At 41.2% G+C, this 25,273-nt stretch carries 16 protein-coding genes; 5 read left to right on the top strand and 11 right to left on the bottom strand.

All coding sequences use genetic code 11. From position 1 onward, the window contains the following. Positions 1-24: 24 nt before the first annotated feature. The 3 genes from J7E57_RS05715 to J7E57_RS05705 are packed head-to-tail and all read left to right on the top strand — an operon-like array spanning position 25 to position 3,343. Positions 25-1,353, top strand: coding sequence for an IPT/TIG domain-containing protein (locus tag J7E57_RS05715; protein ID WP_215125989.1), 1,329 nt, complete (start codon positions 25-27; stop codon positions 1,351-1,353). A gap of 32 nt (positions 1,354-1,385) precedes the next feature. Beyond that, complete coding sequence (locus J7E57_RS05710; protein ID WP_215125988.1) at positions 1,386-2,831, top strand: right-handed parallel beta-helix repeat-containing protein; 1,446 nt, start codon at positions 1,386-1,388, stop codon at positions 2,829-2,831. Next, on the top strand, positions 2,801-3,343 hold the full coding sequence (locus J7E57_RS05705) for a LacI family DNA-binding transcriptional regulator (protein WP_215125987.1): 543 nt from the start codon (positions 2,801-2,803) through the stop codon (positions 3,341-3,343). The genes J7E57_RS05710 and J7E57_RS05705 overlap by 31 nt, the downstream gene beginning before the upstream one ends. Here J7E57_RS05705 and J7E57_RS05700 read toward each other — a convergent pair. Next, positions 3,285-5,432: an alpha-N-acetylglucosaminidase gene (locus J7E57_RS05700; RefSeq protein ID WP_215125986.1), complete on the bottom strand. Its 2,148-nt coding sequence runs from the start codon at positions 5,430-5,432 to the stop codon at positions 3,285-3,287. The two genes, J7E57_RS05705 and J7E57_RS05700, sit on opposite strands and share 59 nt — an antisense overlap. 206 nt (positions 5,433-5,638) lie before the next feature. On the opposite strand from J7E57_RS05700, the gene J7E57_RS05695 reads away from it, so the two are divergent. Then, positions 5,639-7,981 carry a beta-galactosidase gene (locus tag J7E57_RS05695; RefSeq protein WP_215125985.1) on the top strand — a complete coding sequence of 781 codons (2,343 nt, stop codon included), beginning with the start codon at positions 5,639-5,641 and terminating at the stop codon, positions 7,979-7,981. 227 nt (positions 7,982-8,208) lie between these two features. Continuing rightward, positions 8,209-9,087: an AraC family transcriptional regulator gene (locus J7E57_RS05690; RefSeq protein WP_215125984.1), complete on the top strand. Its 879-nt coding sequence runs from the start codon at positions 8,209-8,211 to the stop codon at positions 9,085-9,087. 176 nt (positions 9,088-9,263) lie between these two features. Here J7E57_RS05690 and J7E57_RS05685 read toward each other — a convergent pair whose 3' ends face one another. The 10 genes from J7E57_RS05685 to J7E57_RS05640 all read right to left on the bottom strand — a co-directional run bounded on the left by J7E57_RS05685 (position 9,264) and on the right by J7E57_RS05640 (position 25,168). Next, the gene (locus tag J7E57_RS05685) at positions 9,264-10,391 is read right to left on the bottom strand and encodes a glycoside hydrolase family 105 protein (RefSeq protein WP_215125983.1); all 1,128 of its coding nucleotides are present in this window, start codon (positions 10,389-10,391) and stop codon (positions 9,264-9,266) included. A gap of 132 nt (positions 10,392-10,523) precedes the next feature. Continuing rightward, complete coding sequence (locus J7E57_RS05680; protein WP_215125982.1) at positions 10,524-12,011, bottom strand: DUF4955 domain-containing protein; 1,488 nt, start codon at positions 12,009-12,011, stop codon at positions 10,524-10,526. 49 nt (positions 12,012-12,060) lie between these two features. Then, positions 12,061-13,500 (bottom strand): alpha-L-fucosidase, encoded by a 1,440-nt coding sequence (locus J7E57_RS05675; RefSeq protein ID WP_215125981.1) that lies wholly within the window; start codon positions 13,498-13,500, stop codon positions 12,061-12,063. 76 nt (positions 13,501-13,576) lie between these two features. Further along, a complete protein-coding gene (locus J7E57_RS05670; RefSeq protein WP_215125980.1) occupies positions 13,577-14,917 on the bottom strand; it encodes a polysaccharide lyase 6 family protein in 1,341 nt (446 codons plus the stop codon). A gap of 41 nt (positions 14,918-14,958) precedes the next feature. Beyond that, complete coding sequence (locus J7E57_RS05665; RefSeq protein ID WP_215125979.1) at positions 14,959-16,146, bottom strand: glycoside hydrolase family 88 protein; 1,188 nt, start codon at positions 16,144-16,146, stop codon at positions 14,959-14,961. Between the two features lie 46 nt (positions 16,147-16,192). After that, positions 16,193-17,359 carry an alginate lyase family protein gene (locus J7E57_RS05660; RefSeq protein ID WP_215125978.1) on the bottom strand — a complete coding sequence of 389 codons (1,167 nt, stop codon included), beginning with the start codon at positions 17,357-17,359 and terminating at the stop codon, positions 16,193-16,195. Position 17,360: 1 nt separating this feature from the next. Continuing rightward, a complete protein-coding gene (locus J7E57_RS05655; protein ID WP_215125977.1) occupies positions 17,361-19,511 on the bottom strand; it encodes a TIM-barrel domain-containing protein in 2,151 nt (716 codons plus the stop codon). Positions 19,512-19,639: 128 nt separating this feature from the next. After that, a complete protein-coding gene (locus J7E57_RS05650; protein ID WP_215125976.1) occupies positions 19,640-20,425 on the bottom strand; it encodes a hypothetical protein in 786 nt (261 codons plus the stop codon). 56 nt (positions 20,426-20,481) lie between these two features. After that, a complete protein-coding gene (locus J7E57_RS05645) occupies positions 20,482-22,041 on the bottom strand; it encodes a RagB/SusD family nutrient uptake outer membrane protein (protein ID WP_215125975.1) in 1,560 nt (519 codons plus the stop codon). A gap of 7 nt (positions 22,042-22,048) precedes the next feature. Then, on the bottom strand, positions 22,049-25,168 hold the full coding sequence (locus tag J7E57_RS05640) for a SusC/RagA family TonB-linked outer membrane protein (RefSeq protein ID WP_215125974.1): 3,120 nt from the start codon (positions 25,166-25,168) through the stop codon (positions 22,049-22,051). Between the last annotated feature and the right edge of the window lie 105 nt (positions 25,169-25,273).

The raw sequence follows: 25,273 nt of genomic DNA, 5'->3' as shown, positions 1-25,273 counted from the left end.
TTAATGTATTTAAGAAAGAATTAAATGAAAAAATTCATCCATAACATAGCAGAACGTTCGCACTTGTTAAGTTGCACAATCTGTATTTTGCTCCTTGTTACAAGCTGCAAAAAAAATAAAACCGATGGCTTTGATCCGTCTTCACCTATTGCTATCTCAGATTTTATTCCCAAAAAAGGCGGCGGCGGCACAGAAATACTCATTACCGGAACTAATTTTACTGCTGACGTCTCTAAAATCTCTGTTGTTTTAAACGACTTGCCCCTCAAAGTAATTGGAGCCAGCGCCACACAGATTATGGTGGTGGTGCCAAAAAAATCAAAATCTGGCCTGATAAAAGTGAAGATAGAAAATAAGGAAATTTTAAGTCAGGCCATTTTTAATTATGAATACACAAGAACTGTAACCACCCTTGCCGGTTCTGGTAACGCAGGATTTGCCAACGGTAAGGGAACAGATGCCTCATTTAACTTTTCCGGTCAAAATTGGTATAGAAGTTCAGGCATTGTGGTAGACGATCAACTCAATGTTTATGTAGCTGACCCAGGTAACCATTGTATTCGCAAAATCGATCCTGAAGGAAATGTGAGTACCCTGGCGGGCAATCCGGCGCTTGCAGGTTATGCAGATGGCAAAGGCACCGCTGCAAATTTCTCTTTGCCGTACGACCTCGCCATTGATGGCAGTGGAAACATCTATTGTGTAGATCCCGGCAACTGGGACATCAGGATGATCAGCCCGGATGGACAGGCTAAAACATGGGGTTTTGGTAGTCAGGCGCCGTGGAGCGTTGCTTTTGACAAAAGTAGCGGTAAGCTTTTCTATGCAAGCTGTTCCAGCCCCGGAAGCGTTTATCAGATCGACGCGCAAGGCAGCACCAAAGAAATCATCTCCGGCCTCAATTATCCTGCGGGGATTAAATTTGATCATTCTGGTAATTTATTCGTATCTGCGCATGGCGATCAGGTGATCAGAAAGTTCAATGCGGGTACCTGGCAAGGAAGCATTATTGCGGGCCAACAGGATAAAATAGGTTATTTAAATGGCGACCCTAAATCGGCGCAATTTGCTTACCCATGGGGCATTGCTGTAGATGGCAGCGATAATATTTATGTCGCCGGCAACGGAACCGGTGGGGGAAGCACCACTAATCCTGATCAAAGTATCCGCTTGGTACAAGCTAATACTTATCAGGTGAGCACCTTTGCGGGAAGTGGTGTAGCCGGATATACTGACGGTTTTGGACAGCAAGCATCTTTCAGTGCACCTGGTGGCGTTGCAGTAGACAAAAACGGGACTGTTTATGTACTGGACAAAAACAACAACAGGATCAGAAAAATCGTTTCAGAATAATTTAATTAACGAGGTAATTTCAAAATAAGCATATGAAATTTTATTGTTTCCTGGGCCTATTTTTATTAGCACAGACGCTGGTCTGTGCTAATAAAACCTTTGCGGCTGCATTGCAAACCAAAAAGAAGCCCCATAAATATTACGTATCCGTTAATGGCTCAGATAGCAATATCGGGACAATTAACGCGCCCTTCCAAACCATTAATGCGGCATTAAATCAAGCTGCGCCCGGCGATCAGGTAGTGGTGAGGGCTGGTACTTACCAACAACAAGTGAAATTTCCCAGATCAGGCAGGCCAGGCAAAATTATCAGCCTTCAAAGTTATCCTAAAGAAAAACCAGTTATCGATGGCAGCAAAATTTCGGTTACGGGATGGCAAGCTTTAGTTACGATCAATAACGTGAGTTGGGTCACTATCGATGGTTTTGACATTTGTAACCTGCATAGTTCCATGGTCAATACAGATCCTCAAGGCATCGCGATTTATGGCAGTGGCCAGCATATCACGATTAAAAATTGCAATATTTATAACATCAAAAACAACACTACACTTGCTCAGGGCAGAAGCGGACATGCCATACTCGCCATCGGGAATGGCAGCATACCCATCTCAAACCTATCTATTACCAGTTGTACCGTTCATGATACCCAAACCGGAACAAGTGAAAATGTAACCCTTGCCGGAAATATAGAGGGCTTCACGTTCAGCAACAATAAAATATATGATACCGAGAACATTGGCGTTATTGTAGCCGGTGGCGATGGCCTTAACCCTAGTGGCGCTATAGCCACAAACTATGCCCGCAACGGGATCATCAGCAATAATATTTTTCACCATAACACGATGACCAAAACCCCTGAAACTTGGGGAGCCGATCGATATGGCGCAATCTCCATTTATGTATGTGGTGGGGCCAATACCCTAATCGAAAGAAATATTGTTTATGAAAGCGACAGAGGAATCGGTCTGGTTAGCGAAAGTAATATCTATCCCACAAGGACAACTACCGTAAGGAACAACCTGGTTTACAACTGTTACCGCGCCGGCATTTACATGGGTGATTATTTAAATTACACCATCTCCGGGACCAAGAACTGCAGTATATTGAACAATACTTTATTTCAGAACAACCGCGTGTTGGGGGCATTCGGGGAAATAGAGGGCGAAATCAGACTGACTGAACACTGCGATAGCAACGTGATCAAATACAACCGTGTTTATGCCGGCCCTCGGGATCTCCTTGTCCATAAATACACCACAACCGGAAGTCATAATCTCATTGACCATAACAACTATTTTAGCACCAGACAGCCGCAATGGATGTGGAGCAGCACCAATGGCAATCCAATCACTGATTTCGAGGCCTGGAAAAAATCCAGCGGTCAGGATACGAATTCAACCTTAAAAATCGTCAACTCAAAGTTTTACGCTAACCGCCTAAAGAAATGGAAAAGATCCCTACCATCAAAGATATAGCCAGACGCCTGAAGATTAACCCTTCAACGGTATCGAGAGCCCTTAAAGGCCACCCAAGTATTGGCCTTGTAACTACAATGAGGGTAAATAAAATTGCGGAAGAGCTAAATTATCACCCCAATCAAAATGCTATATTCCTGAAACAGGGAAAAACCTTTACCGTGGGCGTTGTGCTTCCGGATATTGCAGATCCTTTTTACTGTTCCATTCTGAGTAAAATGGAACGTTATTCGCACAAAAAAAATTACAATGTTATTTTTGGCCAGTCATTCAAGAACCCTGATCAGGAAAGAAAAATCCTGGAAAACATGATGAACCTGCGGGTAGATGGTATTCTGATTGCCCTCAGCAAGCCTAAAGTTCCTTCGAAACAGATCGATCAGTTAAAAAGGTACAATATTCCTGTTGTGATTTTAGACAGCAGGAATATGGTTAGCGATCAGCCTCATCAGTTTATTGAGCGGCTGTTTTCGATCTTAGAATTTCAGCAACAACCTGATATAAAGGCTTAGTTACATCATCCTTTTTGATTTCTAAATTTTGCTCTACCCATGCACGCTCCCACCAAAAAAAGTCGGGAGCCTGCATGTTTTTACCCTGAAGCTGGTTTTGCAAATATTTGAGATACATCTCCCACCTCACCAGGTAATAACCCTTCATTAATCCTCCCCATTCCTTATACGCATAATCACGTAGGTTATCTTCGGCCGGATTATTCTCTCCCCAATAAGTAATCAGCATCATCGCATTATGGATATTCAGCTTTTTCTCTTCGCTTGTTTTCCCCAGGTTTAATGCCTGAACTTTGTAAGTATTTAACTGATAATACGGATGGGCAGATAAAAGGTCGTCTGTTAAACGGATCATATCCAGAAACTGAGCAGAAACTTTAGTAAACTGCTCGGTATTTTTTTCATTATAAGCCTTCGCCATGGCCTGAAAAACCTGTTCTCCATCATTGGCCAATACCTGCCTTAAGATATTGATCAGATCGATCTGGTAGGTGTCGGAATGTTTAAATTCTGGTGCTGCTTTTGCGAATTCCAGGGCTGCCTCCTTAAATTTCACCAGGTTGTAGGTTCTTAGCCTGGTACCCCAGCGGGAAACAGCTTTGGCATCAAGCGCTGGCCGCACACAAAATATAGATTCACTTGCACCTTCCTGGTAACCTGGAATGCTTTGATAAATAGTTTCGAGGAAACCCTGCCAGGCTTGATCAATATGAGGATTTGATTTTCCATAACGATATTTGGTATAACCACTTAGCCAGTTTTTAACCTCAACATGGTCGTTTCGCCAGCCTAACTCTAACATCAGGTCATATACAGGAGGGTTATTATTCAGCCCTTCAGGCATAATTCCTACACCTTTTAGCACCTCATTGTAAGGGCCTTTTCTAATCCTGTCTACCTCGTCTGCAAAGCGCTGCAGTTTTCCGTACAAACCTGGTCTTTCGCCAAAATTATTCACTACACTCCAGATAAAAGGCGTAGAATCGTAACCTTTTCTCTTCTCCCAATTATTGGTGAATTCGCCAAACAACTCCTGTACCAGCACATGTGGCTTATCTAGCCCATCGAGCATTTGCTGCTTAGGATTATCCTGCCAGCCTTGTAGCACCCAGATCGATCCAGGGAAGCTCTTCTGCATTTCCTGTTGAATGGATCTACCTGCTACTTTTAGATCTATGCCTGTTGTAATTCCACCTTCGTGGAAAGGATCTCCTGCAAAAAAACGGATGTCTTTTCCGTATGCTTTCTGAACTTCCTTGTAATATATTCCTGCTATTCTGGAAAAGTCAGGGCTGTTAGGAACCAAAATATCCGGCCGCTTAAATGCACCCCAGGTTTTTTGGTCGATGATCTGTGCTTTACTTTTATCTTTCAAAGAGCCCGGAACCATACCATAAAAACCTTGTAATACCGGTGCTATTCCCAGTTCTTTCATTCTAGCCATCATTTTCTGCTGCAGCGCTTTACGGCCATCTATCTCACTTTGAGGCATTGGGCCTCCCCACCCTTGAATGTTTCCCATAAGCCACCATGCGGTGTATGCTGGTCCCACTAAAAAATCGTTAATCTCTTGACCAGTGTATCCAATCTGCTTCAACGTTTTTTGCCATACTGCTTCCATGCCGTTTACAGTAAGCATCAGGTTAACACCATTTAAAGCCATCCAATCGAGCTCATGTTCCCAGTCTTTCCAATCATAAAAGCTCATGGTATAATTATAGGTACAATAGTTTAAGGCATAACGGTATTTTGCGGGGGCCTCAACGCGTACACTTTTCTTTACCTGGGGTATTGGGTATACCGCCGAAAGGTTATCGCCCATGTGTGACATGGAACGGTTACAATAGTATTTTAAATACCAGTTCAATCCAACAGCTGCTGCATTGGAACCAGATGCACTAATGACTAGTTTATTGCCAGTACTGTTTAACTCAAACACGTCCTTCTGATCGATTTTTAACTGCTTAAAAACCACCTGGTCTGCTAACCATGGTGTTCTTCGCTTAATTAACTCCTGAACAGACCTGAACGGCTGGGCCAAAAGATTTAACGGGATTAAAAACAAAAGTAAACAGGTAAATTTTCGCATAGAATTATTCGGTTTTTTATTTCAAAAAGACCGAAACTAATTAAAATAAATTGTAAAAAGCTGTGCGGAATATGGCCTGAACAGGCCTAAAAATTACACAATCGATTGTTTTATATACCGCAATCGAATGCGTAATTTTTACTTATTTTATTTATTCTTTTTTTGATTAGCATTGTGTTAAATGTTTGTTTAAACATCACCAAATCATGAAAAAGCAGCTAGTCGGTTTATTTTTTTTTATGCTATCGGCATTCTGTTTCCAATCGGTTTTAGCCCAACAGGAAACATCGGCACCTTTTAAGATCAGTACAGCATCTTTTATCCTTAACGGTAAGCCTTATGTGATCCGTTGTGGCGAACTGCATTTTGCCAGGATCCCGAAAGCTTACTGGAGGCAGCGTTTAAAAATGGTGAAGGCCGTTGGCTTGAATACTGTTTGTGCTTATTTGTTCTGGAACTTCCACGAAACTACACCAGGCAAATTCAATTGGGAAGGCCAGGCGGATGCAGCAGAATTCTGTAAAATAGCACAACAGGAAGGATTGTATGTAATTTTACGCCCAGGCCCCTACTCCTGTGCCGAATGGGAGTTTGGCGGTTTTCCGTGGTGGCTGTTGCAAAAGAAAGACATTAAACTACGCACACAGGATCCCTACTACCTGGAGCGTAGCCGTTTATATCTGCAAGAAGTTGGACGTGTATTAAGCCCCTTGCAAATTACCCACGGTGGCCCTATCCTGATGGTGCAGGTAGAAAACGAATATGGGAGTTATGGAAGCGATAAAGATTACCTGTTAAAACTTAGGGAATACTTGAAAGAAGCTAAATTCGACGTTCCGTTTTTTACCTGCGACGGGGTGGTTCAGCTAAAAAATGATGTACAGAAAGATCTTTTTGCCGTGGTAAACTTCGGAAGCAATCCTGAAGCGGGTTTTAAAGCTTTGCGCGAGGTTCAGCCTGAAGGACCTTTAATGTGTGGTGAATATTACCCCGGATGGTTCGATTCATGGGGCAATGCGCACCATACCGGTTCGTCAGACCGCATGGTGAAAGAACTGGAATATATGCTCCAACAGAGGGCTTCATTCAGTATCTATATGATCCATGGCGGAACTTCGTTCGGCTTATGGGCAGGAGCCAATTGCCAGCCATATGTACCAGAAACTTCCAGTTACGATTACGACGCACCCATTAGCGAAAACGGATCGGCTAATGCTAAATTCTATGCCTTACGGGATATGCTTAAAAAGTATCTGCAACCAGGAGAAGTTTTGCCAGAATTACCTCCGGCAATACCAGTACAGAAGATTGCGCCATTTAATCTAACGGAGGTTGCCCCTATTTTTGCACAACTGGGCAAACCCATATTAGCTGATACGACCTTAAATATGGAAGATCTGGGCCAGGGATATGGAATGGTGGCTTACGAGACCACCCTGCCTGCCGGAGCGAAAAGCACGCTCGACCTGGGCGAAGTTCATGATTATGCGGAAGTATACCTGGATCAGAAATTGATTGGCGTATTGAACAGAATGAAAAATGAGCGCAGTATCGATCTACCAGCATTTGCAAAGAGTAGCAAGCTTCGGATACTGGTAGAGGCCATGGGCCGCGTAAATTTTGGCGAATATATGCACGACCGCAAAGGTTTATTGGGCGAAGTTTATCAAATCACTCATACTTCAAAAGTTAAGTTAAAAGGATGGAAACATTATTCAATTCCCTTAGGTGAGGGAAATCCTCCATTTAAATTTCAGCCGATTGGAACAGCAGGAAAACTAAACGAACCGGCTTTTTATAAGGGCAGTTTTAAGACTAAAAACAAAAATGATTTTTACCTGGATATGCGCTGGTTCAAAAAAGGTATAGTTTGGATTAATGGCCACTGCCTTGGCCGCTACTGGAATATTGGTCCTACTCAAACCATGTATGTTCCGGGAGTATGGTTAAATGTAGGAAAAAACGAGGTGGTGGTGCTCGATCTCCATCGCCCGGTTGCAGCACGCCTGCAGGGATTAGAAAAACCGATTCTCGACAGCCTTACTGAGGTGAAAGCCATTAGCAGCAACCACCGCAAAGCCCGGCAGCAATTTGGAAATAACGCAGACCAATTGGTTTATAGTGGAACAATGCAAAATTCTGCTTCGTGGCAAACCTTTAATTTTCCTTTAAAAAATGGTAGATATATTGCCCTTGAGGCACTAAACAACTTTGCAGACGATGCTTTTACAGCCCTCGCGGAGTTGGAAGTTTTAGACGAAAATGGCAGGCAAATTCCAAGGAACCTATGGAAAGTGCTATATGTAGATAGTGAGGAGCTGAAAAGCCAGGATGGCAAATCGGAAAATGTATTTGATCTTCAATATACCAGTATCTGGCATAGCCAATGGAAAGATAACAGTCCAAAACATCCACATCAGGTTGTAATTGATTTGGGCGCACAAACGGCCATTAGCGGCATTAAGGTATTGCCGCGCCAGGACATGGAAACAGGCAGGATTAAGGATTTCAGACTATACCTGAGTAGCAAAATGTTTAATGGACTTTAGTTTATAATTTCTATTCTTTTTTTGCAATTAGTCATTATTAACAAGCCTAAAAAATTGTTACTGTAATACCCGGAGGGGTTAATTAATGCCATGATAATATCTCGTGTAAAAATAATATCGCATAACAGGAAAATATTACCCAATCACTCAACAATATTGGCACAAGCATTAAACGACATCTAATTTTGTAGTATATTTAAGAGACTAACCATAAATATAAATCAGATATGAAACCGCAATTACTAAAAGTTTCAACAGCGCCTACACAATCTTTTAGTGTAAGAAGAGACCTGATTCCGCACATGAACAACAAATGGCACTATCATCCGGAAATTGAGCTCATCCATCTCAAAAAAGGCGTTGGAACGCAATTTATCGGCGACAACATTAAAAGTTTTAGATCAGGAGATATTGTGCTGGTAGGCCCTCATCTGGCTCATTACTGGAGATTTGACGATAGTTATTTCGAAGATCAGTCGAAAGCACGTGCCGATGTGCGCGTAGCACATTTCAGCGAGAACTTTTGGGGAGACCAGTTCCTGAACCTACCGGAAAATAAGGCTATTAAATCATTGCTCGAAAGCAGCAGAAGGGGCCTGCAGGTGAACGGCAAAATTAAGGCAAAAGTTGCAGACCTGCTGGAAAAAATGCTGGTATCAGAGGGCTCAGCCCGTATCATATTACTAATGGAAGCGCTCAACCTAATCGCCAACTGCAACCATACGGTTAAACTTTCATCTATTGGTTTTAAGCAGGATTACGACGAAACCGCGAACATCAAGATCAATGCGATATACAATTTCACCCTTGAAAATTTCAGGAGAAAAATACACCTGGAAGAAATTGCAAATGTAGCTGTAATCAGTCCAAATTCATTCTGCAGGTACTTTAAATCTAAAACAGGCAAAACATACTCACGGTTTCTCACCGAAATAAAGGTTGGCCATGCCTGCAGACTATTAATTGAGAACAAACTCAACATTAAACAGTTGTGCTATGAAAGTGGATTTAACAACATGGCCAGTTTTCATAAATATTTCAAAATCACAACAGGAAAAAGTCCATTAAGTTATCAGCGTGAATTTATTTCTCAACACACCAATTAACTAACTTGCCATCATCACGATCTACAGATCTCGGGTATTTTCTTCGGGTAAATGGTGCCTACCCGCATCCCGAAGAAAATTTATGTATTTAGCAATAACTCATTCAGAAGGCACCTGCGTAAGCGACGGTATATTGAATTCAAAAAAATAAACATTTATGGTGCAGGATTAAACTACTAATCTATCAAAGCTGCAGCAGTCCACAGAATAGGTGCCTGCCCATGCATATCGCCAACTATTCTTTTACGGTCGAGGTAGTATTGTTTATCGTTTTTCTTATTGGTGCCTTCGCACACATCCTTTACATCGGCATTTTCGTCCAGGTGAGATACGAGCGCTAGCCAGGCTTTTCTTGCCGCGGGAGCATATTTTTCTTTCTCTAGCCAACCTTTTTTCACACCTACCACCAAGGCATAAGCAAACATTCCTGTTGATGAGCTCTCCTCCCATGATGAAGGCTCGTCTATCAATTGCCTCCACATGCCTGATGGCGCCTGGTAGGCCAACAAAGACCTCATCATGGTCTTATAACCCTTCATAATTCGTGGGCGATCGGGATTGTTTGCCGGCAGGGAGCTTAATATTTCGGCCATGCCCGCCGCCATCCATCCATTGCCCCGCCCCCAAAAGAAAGGAACATCCGGTGCATGATAAAATAAGCCATTTGGTTTCTGAAGTGAATCCAGGTACAATGCCATTTCCTTAGCTGCCCTATTGATATATTTTTCATCCTTCGTAGCCCGGTAAGCCTGGGTCTGCAGGGCAGTAATCATAAACATATCATCTATCCACATCCGTGTATGCCAGGTGTAACCATTTTTAAAGGCTGCTAACTGGACCGGGCTAACTTTTACGGCAGAATCTGGCATAGCCCATTGTTTATCAGCAATGGTTTGCCCCATTTCTTTATATTTTTTATCGCCTGTTTGTATAAAAAGCTGAAGTGGTACGGATCCAAAAACCGCATAATCCACATTGGTTACCGGTGGGATCATACCAGCTTCCTGGGCGAACATCGGTTCGAACCTTTTGATCAGCTCATTTTTCAGGTTACTGTTAGCCGATGCCTTGGCGAACTTTAGTGCACCGTACCAGGCACAGCTTTCTGCATATGTAATTACCCTGGGTGGAGTTGGTTTGTTAAAATTGGTATGCGGAGTGGCCACAAACCTGGCAGCCACTTTTGTGCCTATTTCTTCAGGTGATACTCCTTTAGGCCATTTTTTTAAATCAGCAGATTGAGAAAAACCTATAAAAGGAAAGCCAATTAGCAAGCCTAAGATTATGGTAATATTTTTTTTCATTGTGTATATATTTCAAATCAGTTAAAGCCAGAAAAGCATACAATGGTTTACTTTTTACCAAATTAACTATCCAGCAGCAACCTTTGCTTTAGCTATTTTTTCTTATGGCTCATTATAAATAACTTAAACCCGTTACTCGGCAATATTCTTTCCTGTTAATCGCAATTGAAGTTGCGCGTCGAACAAAGATCGGGGCAATACTTCATGTCCTTGCGATTCATTGATTCCCACATTTTCAAAAGTAACTTTCTGATTAGATTGAAAGCCCACCAAAAAAGGTAGTGCAATCGAATAATTCCGCCTTCTAACCAAATCCCAAAAATTATAGTGCTGCTCCTTCGCAGACTGATGCCTAAAATTCCATAACACCAAATATTTAGCATGATGGGGATGACCAGGCTCAGGCCCTCCCAGGTTGTAAAAAACCCCGCCCTGAATATCATCATACAAAGTTGCAAAAGGTTGTCCAGAATGGATATCGATATTTTGGTCTGTACCCAAAGTACATTGTGTAATTACTGTATTTACAGCACTATAACCTGTTCCTGCACCATGATGTTGCGCATCATTGAAATTGCAATTTTTAATTAAAACGCCGTAACCGGTACGGGCATGAACAGAAGCGTGACCTTTCTTACCTGTAAAATTTACGTTCAGTACACTAACCTGATAGCCTGAACGGATGAATAAGCCTTCATTCCAATCTTGGAACTCGCAGTTCCGTACCCAGCTATTTTTCACATACTCCATACCTACCGCTTCATAAGCATAATCGTGTATCGCATTTTTGTGGTGAACAAACTCTTCAGGGTAAGTTTTCCAGTTACTGGTAAATCTGATATCTTCTATACCGCATTCTTCAATCGAATTATAATTTAAAAGTTCAAAAGGAGCACTCTTTACTAAAATAAGGTCAAAATGTATAGGATTTTTAAATTTCACCCTGTTCCCTTCAATTTTTTCAATAGTATGAATCTCATTAATCAACATTCCACCATCTTTGCCAAACAACCTTGTCCACTGCTGTTTTAGTACCAGTGGTGAGAAGTACAATCTTGTGAATTCTTCGCTCCTGTGCTTTAAAACAACATCCATTCCTATTTTTAGCCGGGCACTATTTTTCACTTCTACCCAAAAGCTTTCACGTTCGGCATTTTTGGTAATTGCTGTTAATCTATTTTGAGCATTCCCAACAGGTTTAAATAAAATTTGCCTGCCATTAATTCTCATTTTATCCTGATAAATTTCTGTCCCGCCTAATCCGCTATCACTTCCTTTTAGAATAATATTACTTTTAGAAATTCTGATCTGCTTGGTACTATCATTATCTTTCGCCAATAAAAATTTACCTGCCGGGAAGAAAACCACGCCACCACCCGCATTTTTTTCAGCAGCATCTATCGTTTTTTGAATCGCATCGTCATCATACTGATTATCATTGGGTTTAGCACCAAAATCGAGTACATTAAATACTTTTTTACCAGAAAGAGGTGGGATTTCTTTTTCAGAAAAATGATAGCCGGCATACGAAAAATCGGGTAAACTTGGTGTTTTGCCTTGTGCTTTGGCAGTTATAAAATCTTGCCAAAGTGGTGTTACTTTTTGCGCTGTTGCAGGCATAAAACATATAACAGATAAAATTAAGCAGCTTAAAATCCTCATCATATCATTAATCTATTGATCCGGTTTTCATTTTCTCTTTACCTAATTCGCCAAACCAGGTTTGCATTTTGCCTTTCACCTCAACCTTAATTACACTTGCTACTTCATTTGGAGTCGATATTGGAAGTTTAAAGATCATTTCATCGGCTGCTTTTGTCCAGCTTACTTTATTGTTGTTGTTTAATAACTGCGCAGAAACCACCTCATTTTTTAGACCTTTCACTACCAATTCGCCATTTTCTGGCCAGTCAAAAACAGAAAAATATAAGGTAGTATTTCCATTTTTAAGGTCTTTTCGGGTTATCCTGCCCCAGGCTTGATCCGGAATAGGGCTTGCCTGAGTTGCGTATATGGCTTCGCTGTAAATTTTCATCCAGCCACCTAAATCTTTTAAACGTTCTACACTTGCTTCCGGAAAAGAGCCATCGGGTTTTGGACCAACGTTTAATAAATAATTACCACCTTTTGATGCAATATCAACCAAATTATGAATTAAAGTAGTTGACGATTTCCAGTTGGTATCGGAGTTTCTAAAGCCCCAGGTTCCGTTCATCGTCATACAGGTTTCCCAATCCTGCCCATCCAATTCGCTCAAATTAGGGATTTTTTGCTCTGGGGTTTTGGTATCACCAGGAAAATTAGGGCGTTTTAACCTATCGTTAGTAATAATATTGGGCTGTAATTTTAACTGCGTTTGTAATTTTAGGGCCGCATCGTCGGTCATGTTAGTGGGTGTATCCCACCATAATACTGCAACATCACCATAATTAGTCATCAGTTCTTTTACCTGTGGCACTGCAACCCGATCTATATATTGTGCAAAAGTTGAAGTTTCTTGTGCCGGGTCCCAATGTCCTTTATGGGCTAAAGTATAGTTGTTAATTTGTGTACTATCTGGATTTGCCCAACCTTCGGCCACTCCCCTTCTCGCAGCTGCACCGCCTGGGTTTCCCCAATCTTGTGCTTGCGAATAATAAAAACCCAATTTGATGCCATACTTTTTACAGGCCGCAGCCAATGGTTTTAATAAATCCTTTTTATAGGGCGTGGCATCCGCAATATCCCAATCGCTTGCTTTCGAATCAAATAAAGCAAAACCATCATGGTGTTTAGCTGTAATCACCAAATATTTCATTCCGGCATCTTTGGCCATCCTCACCCATTCATCAGCATTAAATTTTACAGGATTAAATTGTTCCGCTATTGCTTTGTATTCCGCAACTGGTATTTTCATCCTGTTCATAATCCATTCGGCACCACCACGGGTTTGCTGGTGTCCATTATATTCTCCTGCCAACTGGGCATATACCCCAAAATGGATGAACATTCCAAAACGGGCCTCCCGCCACCATTCCATTTTTTTATCTTTTGATAATGCCTGCTGAGATTTGGCAATAGGGGCAGAAAACGCAAATATCAAAAGCAAGAAGCTGATTTTCTTTATCATACTATTTTATTAAGAAATGAAATTATAAACCTTTGTTTTTAAAATACAGTAACCAAGCTATCGTTATTAATTTGGTTTATTTTACTACCATTGCTTGCACCGGTTTAAACCAGTTTGGGCCAATATTCTTTGTTTTTAGTATTGAAAGTTGATCGCTATTTAGATTGGCTCCGGTTTTCTGACCTTTTAAGCTCCAGATACCTTGCTGTTTTTCAAATTTCGCATCGATAAGACTAAAGCCTTTTCCAAGATCTTGTGGGGCTGACTTTGCATCCAGCATATTTCCACTAAAAGTTACATCAGCTGCTTTATCTGCCCAACTTACCGGGTTGGTATCTGCTTTTACCAGATTATCGGTAATGACTACTTTTTGTGGAGCTAATATTCGATCGGCATTTTTTCCAGCGCCTATTGAAAAAGCCTCTGTACAATCAACAATGGTATTGGCTGTAATCTCCGCATTTTTTACCTGCCAATGGCTTACCAAAATTGGATTAGGCAGCCCATCCATCACCGAAATGGCAGCTCTTAAACCTGTACCAGTTAATCCTTGCAAATAATTATGGTGTACTTTATGGTTTTCACCAATAACACGGATACCCCCAGTATTTGCAATTTTATTTCCGATAAAAATATTTCCAAATACTTCATTATTATTCCCATGACGCAAGGTTAACGTACCAACGCTTTCGAAAAATAAATTATTAGAGATGGTGTTTTTACAAGATTTTACAGACACAATCTCGGTTTCACCATCGCAATGGGCAAAAATATTGGCATCAACTTTTGTAAATGAATCATGAAACGACCAAGTGCTGGTACCAATTCGAATGGTTTCTCCACCATTTCCACCAATATCCGGCCGAGAGCCAAAATAATTATGGTCAATCTGGTGGTAATTTGGTTTATCGGATAGCCACACCACAAGAGTTGGACCCTGATTAGTTTTACCTTCAAAATAACAATGATCTACCCGGTTACGGTTACCATACAGGGAACCAAACGTATATTCTTTAGCCTTATCAGGTGGATTATAGCCTACAACTGAAGAATTTGTTAAACGGCAATTAGCAGATTCTTCTGAAAAAACAATCACATCTTCACCTTTTGTAAAACCATTTTTAAACGATATACCATCGGCGATTAGCCAGGTTCCATCAATTTTTAGTGATGATGCACCTGTAAAAAATACTTGACCACCCTGCTCTGCGATTAGCCTAATAGGATTTTGCTGTGTGCCATTACCTCTAAAAATCATTTGTTGATTTGTCCATTCCCCATTTTTAACGATTACCTTATCGCCTGGTAACAGTTTTAACGCAGCTAATTCAGCTGCCGTGCTTATTTTGTAATCTTTTGCAGATCCGTAGATCGAACATCCGATGAGGATAGCTGTTAGGCAAAAATTGAATTTCATATTGTAGGTTATTTGGTTATTTTAATCGGTAATTAGGCCTGCTATTTTTTATAGTTTTTATACCTTAGCAACGCTTCTAAATAATAATAATCTGCATAGCTCAGTGGTTCATCCACCTCGCTATTTGACGGTTTTGAGCCTGTGCTGTGCAATAAAATAAAGCCTTTGGCCGTACCAATCGGCGCAATGTAGTTTGTACTTAAACTTTTTAAAATCTGGTTTGCTTTTTTAAAATAATCACTTCCTTGGTTACTGTATCTGCTTAATTCATATAAGCCTGAAGCCATAACTGCAGCAGCTGATGCATCTCTTGGCTCGTTCGGGATTTGAGGTGCATTAAAATCCCAGTAGGGCACTAAATCTTTCGGCATATTGGGATGATCGAAAATAAATTTTGCTATATTTTCTGCCTGTTTTAAGTAAATTGGATTTTTAGTGTAACGATAGCACATGGTATACCCATATAAACCCCATGCTTGTCCGCGGGCCCAAGCAGATTCATGACTATAACCTTGATGGGTATTCTTTTTCAGCACAGCACCCGTATTCGGGTCATAATCGATTACATGATACGAGCTAAAATCGGGGCGGAAATGATTTTTCATGGTGGTATTGGCATGGCTTACTGCAATTTTATAGAAAGTTGAATCCCCGGTTAGGCTCGTCGCTTCAAATAACAATTCTAAATTCATCATGTTATCAATAATTACAGGGTTTACCCATTTATCCCTGCTATGGTCCCAGGATAATATCACGCTTGTTTTAGGGTTAAAGCGAGTTGACAAAGTTTTTGCCGCTTCAATAATTACCGCTTTATCATGGGCATTTCCAGTTAAGCGAAATGCATTACCTACGCTACTAAAAACTTTAAAACCCATATCATGCGTCGTGCCATTGGTTTTTTCTTTTTCTATAAAGGTGGTAAACTTTCTGGCCGCTGCTTTCCATTCATCGGTTTTATAATACTCGTCCAAATACCAAAGTACCCCCGGAAAAAATCCGCTTGTCCAATCTCTGCTCGCCACCAATTTTAGCTTTCCATTATCTAATGTTCTTGGCGAAATTAGTTCTGGTTTGGCAGGGTCGGCAGCTTTTTCTACTTCCTGCAACATTAATTTGGTTTGATCAGCTGCCTGTTGAAATGCTTTTTTAACATTTACTTTTTGTGCAAAAACACAGGTTTGAGTGGCTAATAAAATAATTGTGGCAATACTGTATTTAAGTTTCATCGTAATTAATTTATAGGAATTAACTGAACTTCTAAAAGTTTCTTCATTACATCCATATTAATGGGTTTCTAATGGGTAAGTTTCTAATTATCTCTTCATCTTTTGGTTGATGATCTAATTTTTTCCAGGTTTTAAACCAGATTTCATTTTGATAGGCATTTGCGCCAAATAGTAAGAAGGGTTGGGCAACCGGCCAGTTTTCCCAATGCATTACATCTTTTTGAAAAGGCCATAGCGATTTGTCGTTCACAAAAGGATAGAGATATTCAATTCCTTTTTTTATACTTCTCCCATCGGCCAGTTGAAAAGTCCATAAATTGGTTTCGTTATCGGATAAGATTTGACAAAGTGTAGCCATCGCATCTAAATTAAAGAGCGAATAGCCAAAAGGTTTGGTACGTTTAGTTTCTCTCGGGAAACTGCCATCTGCTACCATTTGGTTAGGTAAATGCACCGTTTGGTAGCGTTCTCTACAAAAATTAAGTAGCACTTTGTTTTCGGTAAGCCTGGCAAATGAAGCCACTTGCATGGTCCAGCAGGTTCCGTGATTGTTTTCGGCGTTCATTTCGTCTTTACCATATTGATGCGTAGTTAACCAGGTTAAATATTCAGCAAACCATTTTTTAATCGCTGCTAATGCTTTGCTATCTGCAGCTTTTGAATGTTGCATCACTAAAATGCCTTGCGCAACCTCCATCAATTGTATGGTGTCTATAATGCCAATTCCCCGCCCGGTAAATCTTCCTTGTATGGCTTGTGCAAACAACAGACTGGGGTTCATTAACGTTCCTGCGTTTACAAACCACGCTTTTAAATGTAGAAATGCATGTTTAACATACTTTTCCTCTCCCGTAATTTTATAAGCTGCTGCCAGGGCTCCAATAATTTTACTGAAACGGGTCATCGCATGGCGATGGGCAACAAAATTATCGGGATTGGTTAACCCATCTTTTTGAATATAAGGTGCTTTTGGGTTGTTTGGATCTGGCCACCAGTAATCGCCTTCCGAAAAGTAATCGTGTCTGCCACCTGCACTTCGTGGAGAACTTTGTGCAGTAACTGTTATTGGCACTTGCGTTAACGCCCATTTTGCTTCTTGTAAAATTTGTTTTTTCAGCACTTTAGCCGCATCAGCAGTATAGGCATCACCCGCTTTAGCCTGAAAAGCAAAAACAAAGCATAAAAACAGCGCATATTTAATTTTTAGCATCATGTTATTTAGTCATAAATGAGAAACTTACTTTACCAATGGTATTCGGTTTTCCTTTTTCCAGTTTAGAGATGCTTCCCTTTAACTGGCCGTTTTTCAGCCTTTCAACTTTAATTTTCCTCCAGGTAAACGCTCCTTTTTCGAATTCAAAAGTCTCTCCATCATCGTCATATAAATTATATTCACTGGCTTTTTCTCCATAGTGGCGGATTTCGAGATCTACTTTCGTACCTAATTTTGGTGCATGGAGTAAGGCTGGCATCAATGGGATTATACCGCCATCTTTAACGTAAACCGGAATCTTATTTAAGCCGGGGGTTACCGTGATAACCTGGCCATCGCCAACAAAAGCGCCCGTGTAAAAATCATACCACTTGCCCTTAGGCAAAATTACTTTGCGTTCGGTTTGCCCGGTAAACATTGGCGCAACAAGCAAGTATTCGCCCGCCATATACTGATCTTTAATTTCTTTCGAAACGGCTTCTGCGTAAGGATTTTCTTCAAGGTTAACATTTACCCGCTTCTCTGTTTTTACCCCCTGTGTAAATCCTTCCTCTAAATTCATTCCCCTAAATGGTGGTATACCTTCAAAATGGTATTTAGCAGATTCGCTATACCAATAAGGCATCATCCTCATCCTTAATAAAGCATATTCCTTCACCTGTTTTTCCACATCGGGATAAGTCCAGGGTTTGGTTCCGCTTGCCCAGGCATTGATCATGGCCATAGGCGAAAAAACATTGGACTGGAACCGTCGTAACCATTCTTCTCCGGTTTTGGAAGCCCTCACCTCGGGTGTCCACAATACTCCAGCGAAACCGCTGTTAATGAGTGCGGTAATAAAATCTTCGTGGTTATAATAATCGTTGTAGATTACGTAAGGAAATGAAGTACCTCCTCCGTTTGATGCCCTGACCAAACCAAAAGTACGTTTATTGCTATTTTTGAACAGTTCTGCCGAATAACGTTGCATTAATAGCCCGTAAGTTTGACGCATTTGTTCGGCGCTAATCCCTGATGGAAAAGTGGCCACATCTGGCCATAAATAATAATCATATCCGTCAACTTCATCAATTTTATATCCACTTATCCCAATCGCTACCTGGTCTTTTTGCAGTTGATCAAAAAAAAGCTGCTTTGCTTTTGATAAAGTAAAATCGGGTACTGCGCCTAACCATACGGTATGCGAAGCGGTTAGGGGCCTAATATCTTTATAAAATGGTGCATCCGGCGAAACGTAAGGGTTAATCCAAAGATTGAGCCTGATCCCTTTGGCCAACATGCTTTTTACAAAAGCAGCCGGTTCAGCAAATCTGTTGTTATCCCATGAAAACGTACCTGGGTAAGCTTTACTTTGCCAACCAGGCTCCAGGCCTACAAAATCTAAAGGATAGCCCTTTTCTTCAAAACTATTTACCTCTTTTTCTACATCGGCAGCAGTTGAACGGGTCATTACCCTTTGTGTAAAACCCAACCCCCAGCGCGGTGGTAGATATCCTCCACCATTAAATAAATTATACCTTTTAATTGCATCTAAAGGTTTAGGCCCAGCAAAAACGTAAATTTCTACACCAGCTGCCGGAACTAAAATTTCTACTTCGTCGCCATTGTTTCGGGATGACCAGCTTTTATCAGAATTTCTATCCTGTGGTATGGGAAAATTTTTACTGTCTTTCCTCATCGCAGTACCTGCCCATACTTTAAGGTATCGTGCCGAATTGACAAAGACGCCGTATCCGTTTGATGAAACATAAAAAGGTACCGGAGCATGCGTTCGGCCATTATCTTTTCCACCATAATGATCTACATGCAGTTCCAAGATCTTTCCCCGCTGGTGTATGGTTTGAAAATTCAGTCCGAAGCCATATAACTGCTCGGTTTTATCAAGTGGGATTCTTAAATACGTTTTGCCATCGTTAAGCTGCGCTGTTATGGGTTGATCAGAAAAAGGAAATATAGCCTCCCCTAATTTGCCTAAAGATTCTTGATTTGGTTTAGCACCCGAAGCTTTTAAAAGATCATAAGGTTCGGGAATACCAAATACACCTTTCCACACGCCGGGCGCTACTGGTGTCCAGGTAATGCCCTGAGCATTTAAAATAAAATGCAGGTTTAATAGCAATACGGTAAAAAGTAACAATCTGATCAATTTCATAACGATGTTGATGCTAAATACATGCAATCGGAACCTCTCCTGGGCATATTCTTTTTGCGATATAGGTTATAGTAGAAAATCCAATAAAAACCGGGCACACATTTTATGCCCGGTCGGTCTTCCACAGGTTACAATGAGGGTGCCATCGATGCCCCAAAAACGTGTACAATGCCATTGGTAGCCACATAACCAGCACTGCGGTCATTGGTTCTGTTGTTATGTACAATTGGTGCCTGATCGCTGTTATTCAATATTTTCAGATAAAAAATGCCATTTTCGTCAAAGCCCTTGCCATTGTTGGCATAACCCAACATTGATGATTTGGACAAAACCGCATTTGCGGGAAGAATTGATTTTACAGGGACATTATTGGCATTTAGATTATCAAAATTATACTTGCCCTGGCCAATCAGATATAAAAAATAATTCTTTACATCTTCTTTAGGGTAATCGCTCCATTTGGTTGCGGGCTTGGTTATGGGTAGGCCTGTGGTGGGATTGATACCAGTAACAATTGGATAATCGAACCACAAACCTGCTGTTGGTATGTTGCTGGTTGTTACCGTTACGCCATTGGTTACTTTTGTTGGTAGTACCCTAACCCCAAGGTTATGTAGAAAAAGAAAGGTACGGTCACTTTTTTCGTATTCTGCAAGGTCTATCCCCGCATACTCCAAGCCCAGTTTCATATACTTAAAAACGGTATCAGTCGGATCGTTTGCCATGCCCGTACCCGATGCCCTGTCTTCCAGAAACTTACGGGCCGATACACCAATATTGGGATCAAGCGTTTTCTTTACATAATCGTAATCTTTCTGGCGTTCTAAACCGAACATTTTTCCGCAGCCGCTTTGGCTAATCGCAATCAAAATCAATAAAATTGATGGCAATATTCTATTTTTAAAAACTTTCATTTCCATATCATTTACGGCCTGCTGTTATAGACAGGCCCACTGTTAAAAATTAACCATTACTCGCCATAACCAGGATTCTGTACCAATTTTTTATTGGAATTCATTACTGCCCTGCTCAATGGCCAATAAGAACGGCGCATATCCGTAAAACCTACAATATCAGTATTTCCATTTCTAAGCTGCCGGTCTTTTAACACGGGATCCATAATTTCTTTCACTTTGTTTGTTCTTACCAGGTCGAACCAGCGTTTACCTTCGCCGATGAGTTCATACTGGCGCTCTTCTAAAATTGCATTTTCCATTGCTGCTTTAGCACTTACCTTAACATCTGTGGCCAGATACTGATCTACATTGGCTCTTTTTCTCACAAAATTTAAATATTTAAGTGCGTTGGGCAAATCGTTGTTTCCGTTGAGCGCCTCGGCATAGAGCAGGTAAACATCAGATAACCTGTACATTGGCAAATAAACCGGAGTATTCTGATTGTAATACAGGTTTAATTCTGTAGACGGTATTGCCCCAACAGGGTTTGATGGGCTCGGATAAAATTTAAGGAAACGGTCACGGTTGTTGAGTGTGGGGTTGGCGACCGCATATACATCCAGTGTTTGTTTGGGCCTGATATCGTTGGTATGTACAGGTTGGGTCTGGGGCAGAAAGTAACTGGCATACAAAAGCGGATCGAGCTGCATCTGTCTGTTATTGGGCGAATAAGATATCTGCATGCAGGCGCAGCTATTTGTGGTAAAATCCCAGTGGATAGACCAGATGGTTTCTACGCTCGCAGCAGGGGCTGTAAATATACTTTTCCAACTGGCCGTTGGTTCCAGGTTGGCATCAGATGTACCTGTGTAAAGTGCGCCTTTTGGATTCCTCGCCTTAAACAGGTTATTAATCCAAAGGATGGCATTTGTATAGTCTTTTTTCCACATATAGGCATCTGCCAGGGCTGCACATATAGCACCTTCATTCATATAATATACCGATGCATTCTGATTTTTAACCGTTAGGTCATAAGCTGTTTTTAAATCCTTGATGATCACATCGTCGAGAATCTGCGATGCCTTGGTCCTTTCCCGCTCTGCGGCAACCTGGCTATCTTCGTAAGGTTCCAACCAAACAGGCGCGTCGCCCCAAACCCTCACCAGGTAAAAATAAGCTATGGCTCTTATGGCATACGACTGTGCAAGGTTTGCATTCACAATTGCCTGGGTAACATTATTATCTAAAGTGGGTACACCAGGGATGTATTTGATGTTACTGTTCGCGCGGGCAATCACAGTGTAAAGCCTTGACCAATCTGCATATGGATTATCTGTGGTCAGGGCGTTTAATGCGATCTCGGTGGTATAAGTATTGGTGTAAGAGAGAAAACGGTCGAAATTATCTGCCCTGAATTCGCCCCAATAATGGTAGCGGTCGTTAAACTGCGATTCGCCCACCATAGTGAGCTGAAAAGCAGAATACATCCCGGCCATAGCCGCATCAATATCATATTTAGATTTATAGAATTTATCGCTCGACACCTGCGAAACAGGCGCCTCTGTAAGATATTTTTTGCAACTGCCCATAGCGAGCAATAACATGAAAATACAGGTATATTTTATTGTTTTCATATCCTTATTATAAACTGATGTTTAAACCAAATCCAAGTTCTCTTCTTTTAGGGTACTTTCCTGTGTCATCACCAGGCGTTAAAGGGTTAGAACTGCTAAATTCAGGATCGTAGCCCTTGTAGTTTGTCCAGGTTAACAAATTTGTCCCATATATAAATGCAGTTATCCCTTTAAGGTAAACCCGTTTTGCAAGCGCAGGATCCATGCTATAGGCAAACCTCATACTCGCAAGCCTGATGAAAGAACGGCTTTCCAGATAGGCACTGTTACCGTTCGCCTTTAAATTCCCCCTGGAAGGCCTGTTTGGATAATATGGATATTTTGCAATATCGCCAGGTCTCTGCCACGAATTGTACAGCATGTCAGGATTACCAGGCCCCGTATTGGAAGGATTGTTTGCATTATACAACAGGGTATTGTAGATATCTCCACCTATAGATGCGTTAAACAGCACATTCAATGAAAATCTTTTATAGTTAAATGTATTACCAAAACCGATGTTAAACTTAGGCTGAGCATTGCCGATCACATGGCGGTCGCCGTCATCTATTAAACTGTCTCTTTTTATATTTGCCCATTCGGTATCTCCGCCAACAAGTTTACCTGAAGGATCGTATAGGTTATGAACCGTTCCACTGTACGGCTGGCCGTTGAAAGTGTACTGTGGTTTTCCGTTCACATACAAAGGTTTTTTATCTGCACCCAATACTACGGTCAATTTATCCCAGCTATCGTTATAGGCGTTAGATTCGTTCCATTGATAAACGCCCAGGTTTTTCCATCCATAAAAATCGCCGATCTTTCCACCTTCCTGAACATACCATTTATTACCTGCAATAAACGGAACACCGCCTGCCAGTTCTTTGATTGTGCCCCTTTCGAAATAAATATTAGCATCTATGTTCCATGAAAAATTCTTTTTGGAAATCGGTGTACCGGAAACGGTGAATTCTATCCCTTTATTAACAATAGAACCAAGGTTAACGATAACCGTTGAAAAGCCCGTTTCCTTAACCAACTGACGCTGATACAACAGGTCTTTCGATTCTTTCTCATAAAGTTCGCCGGTAAAGTTCAATCTGCCTTTCAGAAAAGTAAGATCCAGCCCCAGGTTTTTCTGAATCCCTGTTTCCCATTTGATCAGGCTGTTGCCTATCGAAGTATTATAGGCTGCTCCACCTATTCCATTATAATTCCCCTCAAACTGTACTTTTGTAATTGCACCATAATCCTCGATCTGATCGTTACCCACCCGGCCATAGCTTGCACGGATTTTGGCATCATCAAGAAATGATTTAGACCAGTCCATAAACTTTTCTGCTGAAAAGCGCCATGCCATCGATCCTGAATAAAAGGATCCGCGTTTGTTCTCCGGGCCAAAACGCGAAGAACCATCATTCCGGTACACCGCACTTGCATAATACCTGCTTTTATAATCGTAATTTACCCTGGCAAAAATAGCCTGGTTGGTATTGGCCGTGCCCGTAGTATAAGTTTTAGACCCTGTAAGATAAGCTGGTAGTGTAACGGTAATTTCTTCACTTGCTGCATTCAGGTACTCCAGATGAAATACACTTTGCGTTCTGCGGATGGCATTTGCACCCAATGTTGCACTTAAAGTATGGTCTTTAAACTTCTGGTTGTAGTTAAAATAGGTTTGTGCTTCATATCTGAAATTTTTGGTCAGTTCATTTATACCATTGTTTGTGTTCCGGTTCGGACTTACATAACGTGGCGCAAAAAAGGTATACTGAGGATTTTCGTAAGCCAGGTTAAATAGTGTGGTCCATTTAATATGCTTGGTAATATCAAAATCCAGTTGGTTGTTGATCTGTGCCGAATAGGTTTCGGTTTTATTGATCTCATACATCGCATTGGCCACAGGATTCCGCTTCGAGGCAATGTAACTTGTTAATGCGCCATCGGGATAATAGATCAGTGAGTTTGCAGGTCTGTCAAAAATAACATTTACCGTTCTTGCAATGGGTATTTCATTCTTCGTTTGATAATAGAGCGAAAAATTGGAGGTATACTTAAGTTTAGGCAGTGCCTGATAGGAGATATTTAACCTGGTTTGAAGTGATTTCGCAAAACTGTTGATCACAATTGATTGATCGTCGATATAATTAACACTTGAATAATAATTAAAGGTTTTAGAGGCTCCTGCCAAACTCGCATTTACCTGGTTGCGCTGGCCGGTATTACCCAACAACAGATCCTGAAGGTCATTATCTGAATTAAAAGAAACATTTAATGAATCTGTATTTGAACCAGCTGTGATCAATCCGCCATTTTGCAGCCTTCTAAAGGCCCTAACCTCTTCAGAGTTGCTCTGCGGGAGTTTATGTGCAAGCTTGCCAAACAAGTGTGTATACTGCACATCAACCCGGGGTTTACCTTCTACACCTTTTTTTGTGGTAATCAAAATTACCCCATTTGCGGCCTGTGCCCCATAAATAGAAGCAGAAGCTGCATCTTTGAGGATTTCGATGCCTGCAATATCCAATGGATTAATATTTCTGCCGTTGTCTGTAATTACACCATCAACCACGTAAAGGGGGCCAGCACCACCGTTTAAGGTAGTAACTCCTCTAATCTGAACCGTCCCTTCACCTCCAGGGCCACCATCAGTAGTTACAGTTACCCCTGATGCTTTTCCCTGCAAGGCGTTCAACAAGTCCACCGGTTGCCGCTCCTGGATATCTTTGGCCGAAACAGAAGAAACAGCAGAACTAAGGTCGCTTCTTTTAACTTTACCGCCAAAACCGATTACAACCACATCGTCTAACGCGCTTGATGCATCTTCCAGCACAATGTTCATTGCGCCATCAACAACCTTCCTTTCAATGGTTGTATAACCGATCATGTTAAACTGAAGAATAGCATTCGGGGCTACAGAAATGGTAAACTTCCCGTTATTATCAGTAGATACGCCACCGGTTTGATCTTTTACCCGAACCGTTACTCCTGGCAGGGCTGCCCCACTACGGTCTTTTACAGTTCCCGAAACCTTAGTTTGTCCCTGGGCAGAAAGATCAGTGTTGATTAAAGTTAACAAACACGCAAATACGGCTACTTTAAGCAGAATTAAATGCGCAGAGAAAAATCTTGTAAATTTTCTTTTCATACCGCTGAATTAAAAGTTATTGGAAAGTGGACTGAAGAGACAGGCCGAACGGCCCGATTGCTGACGTTTAACAAATGGCTTGTAAAAAAACGCCAATGGTTCTCA

This window comes from Pedobacter sp. ISL-64 (assembly GCF_018613605.1).
Classification (GTDB): domain Bacteria; phylum Bacteroidota; class Bacteroidia; order Sphingobacteriales; family Sphingobacteriaceae; genus Pedobacter.
This window is presented reverse-complemented; position numbering and strand designations above follow the sequence as displayed.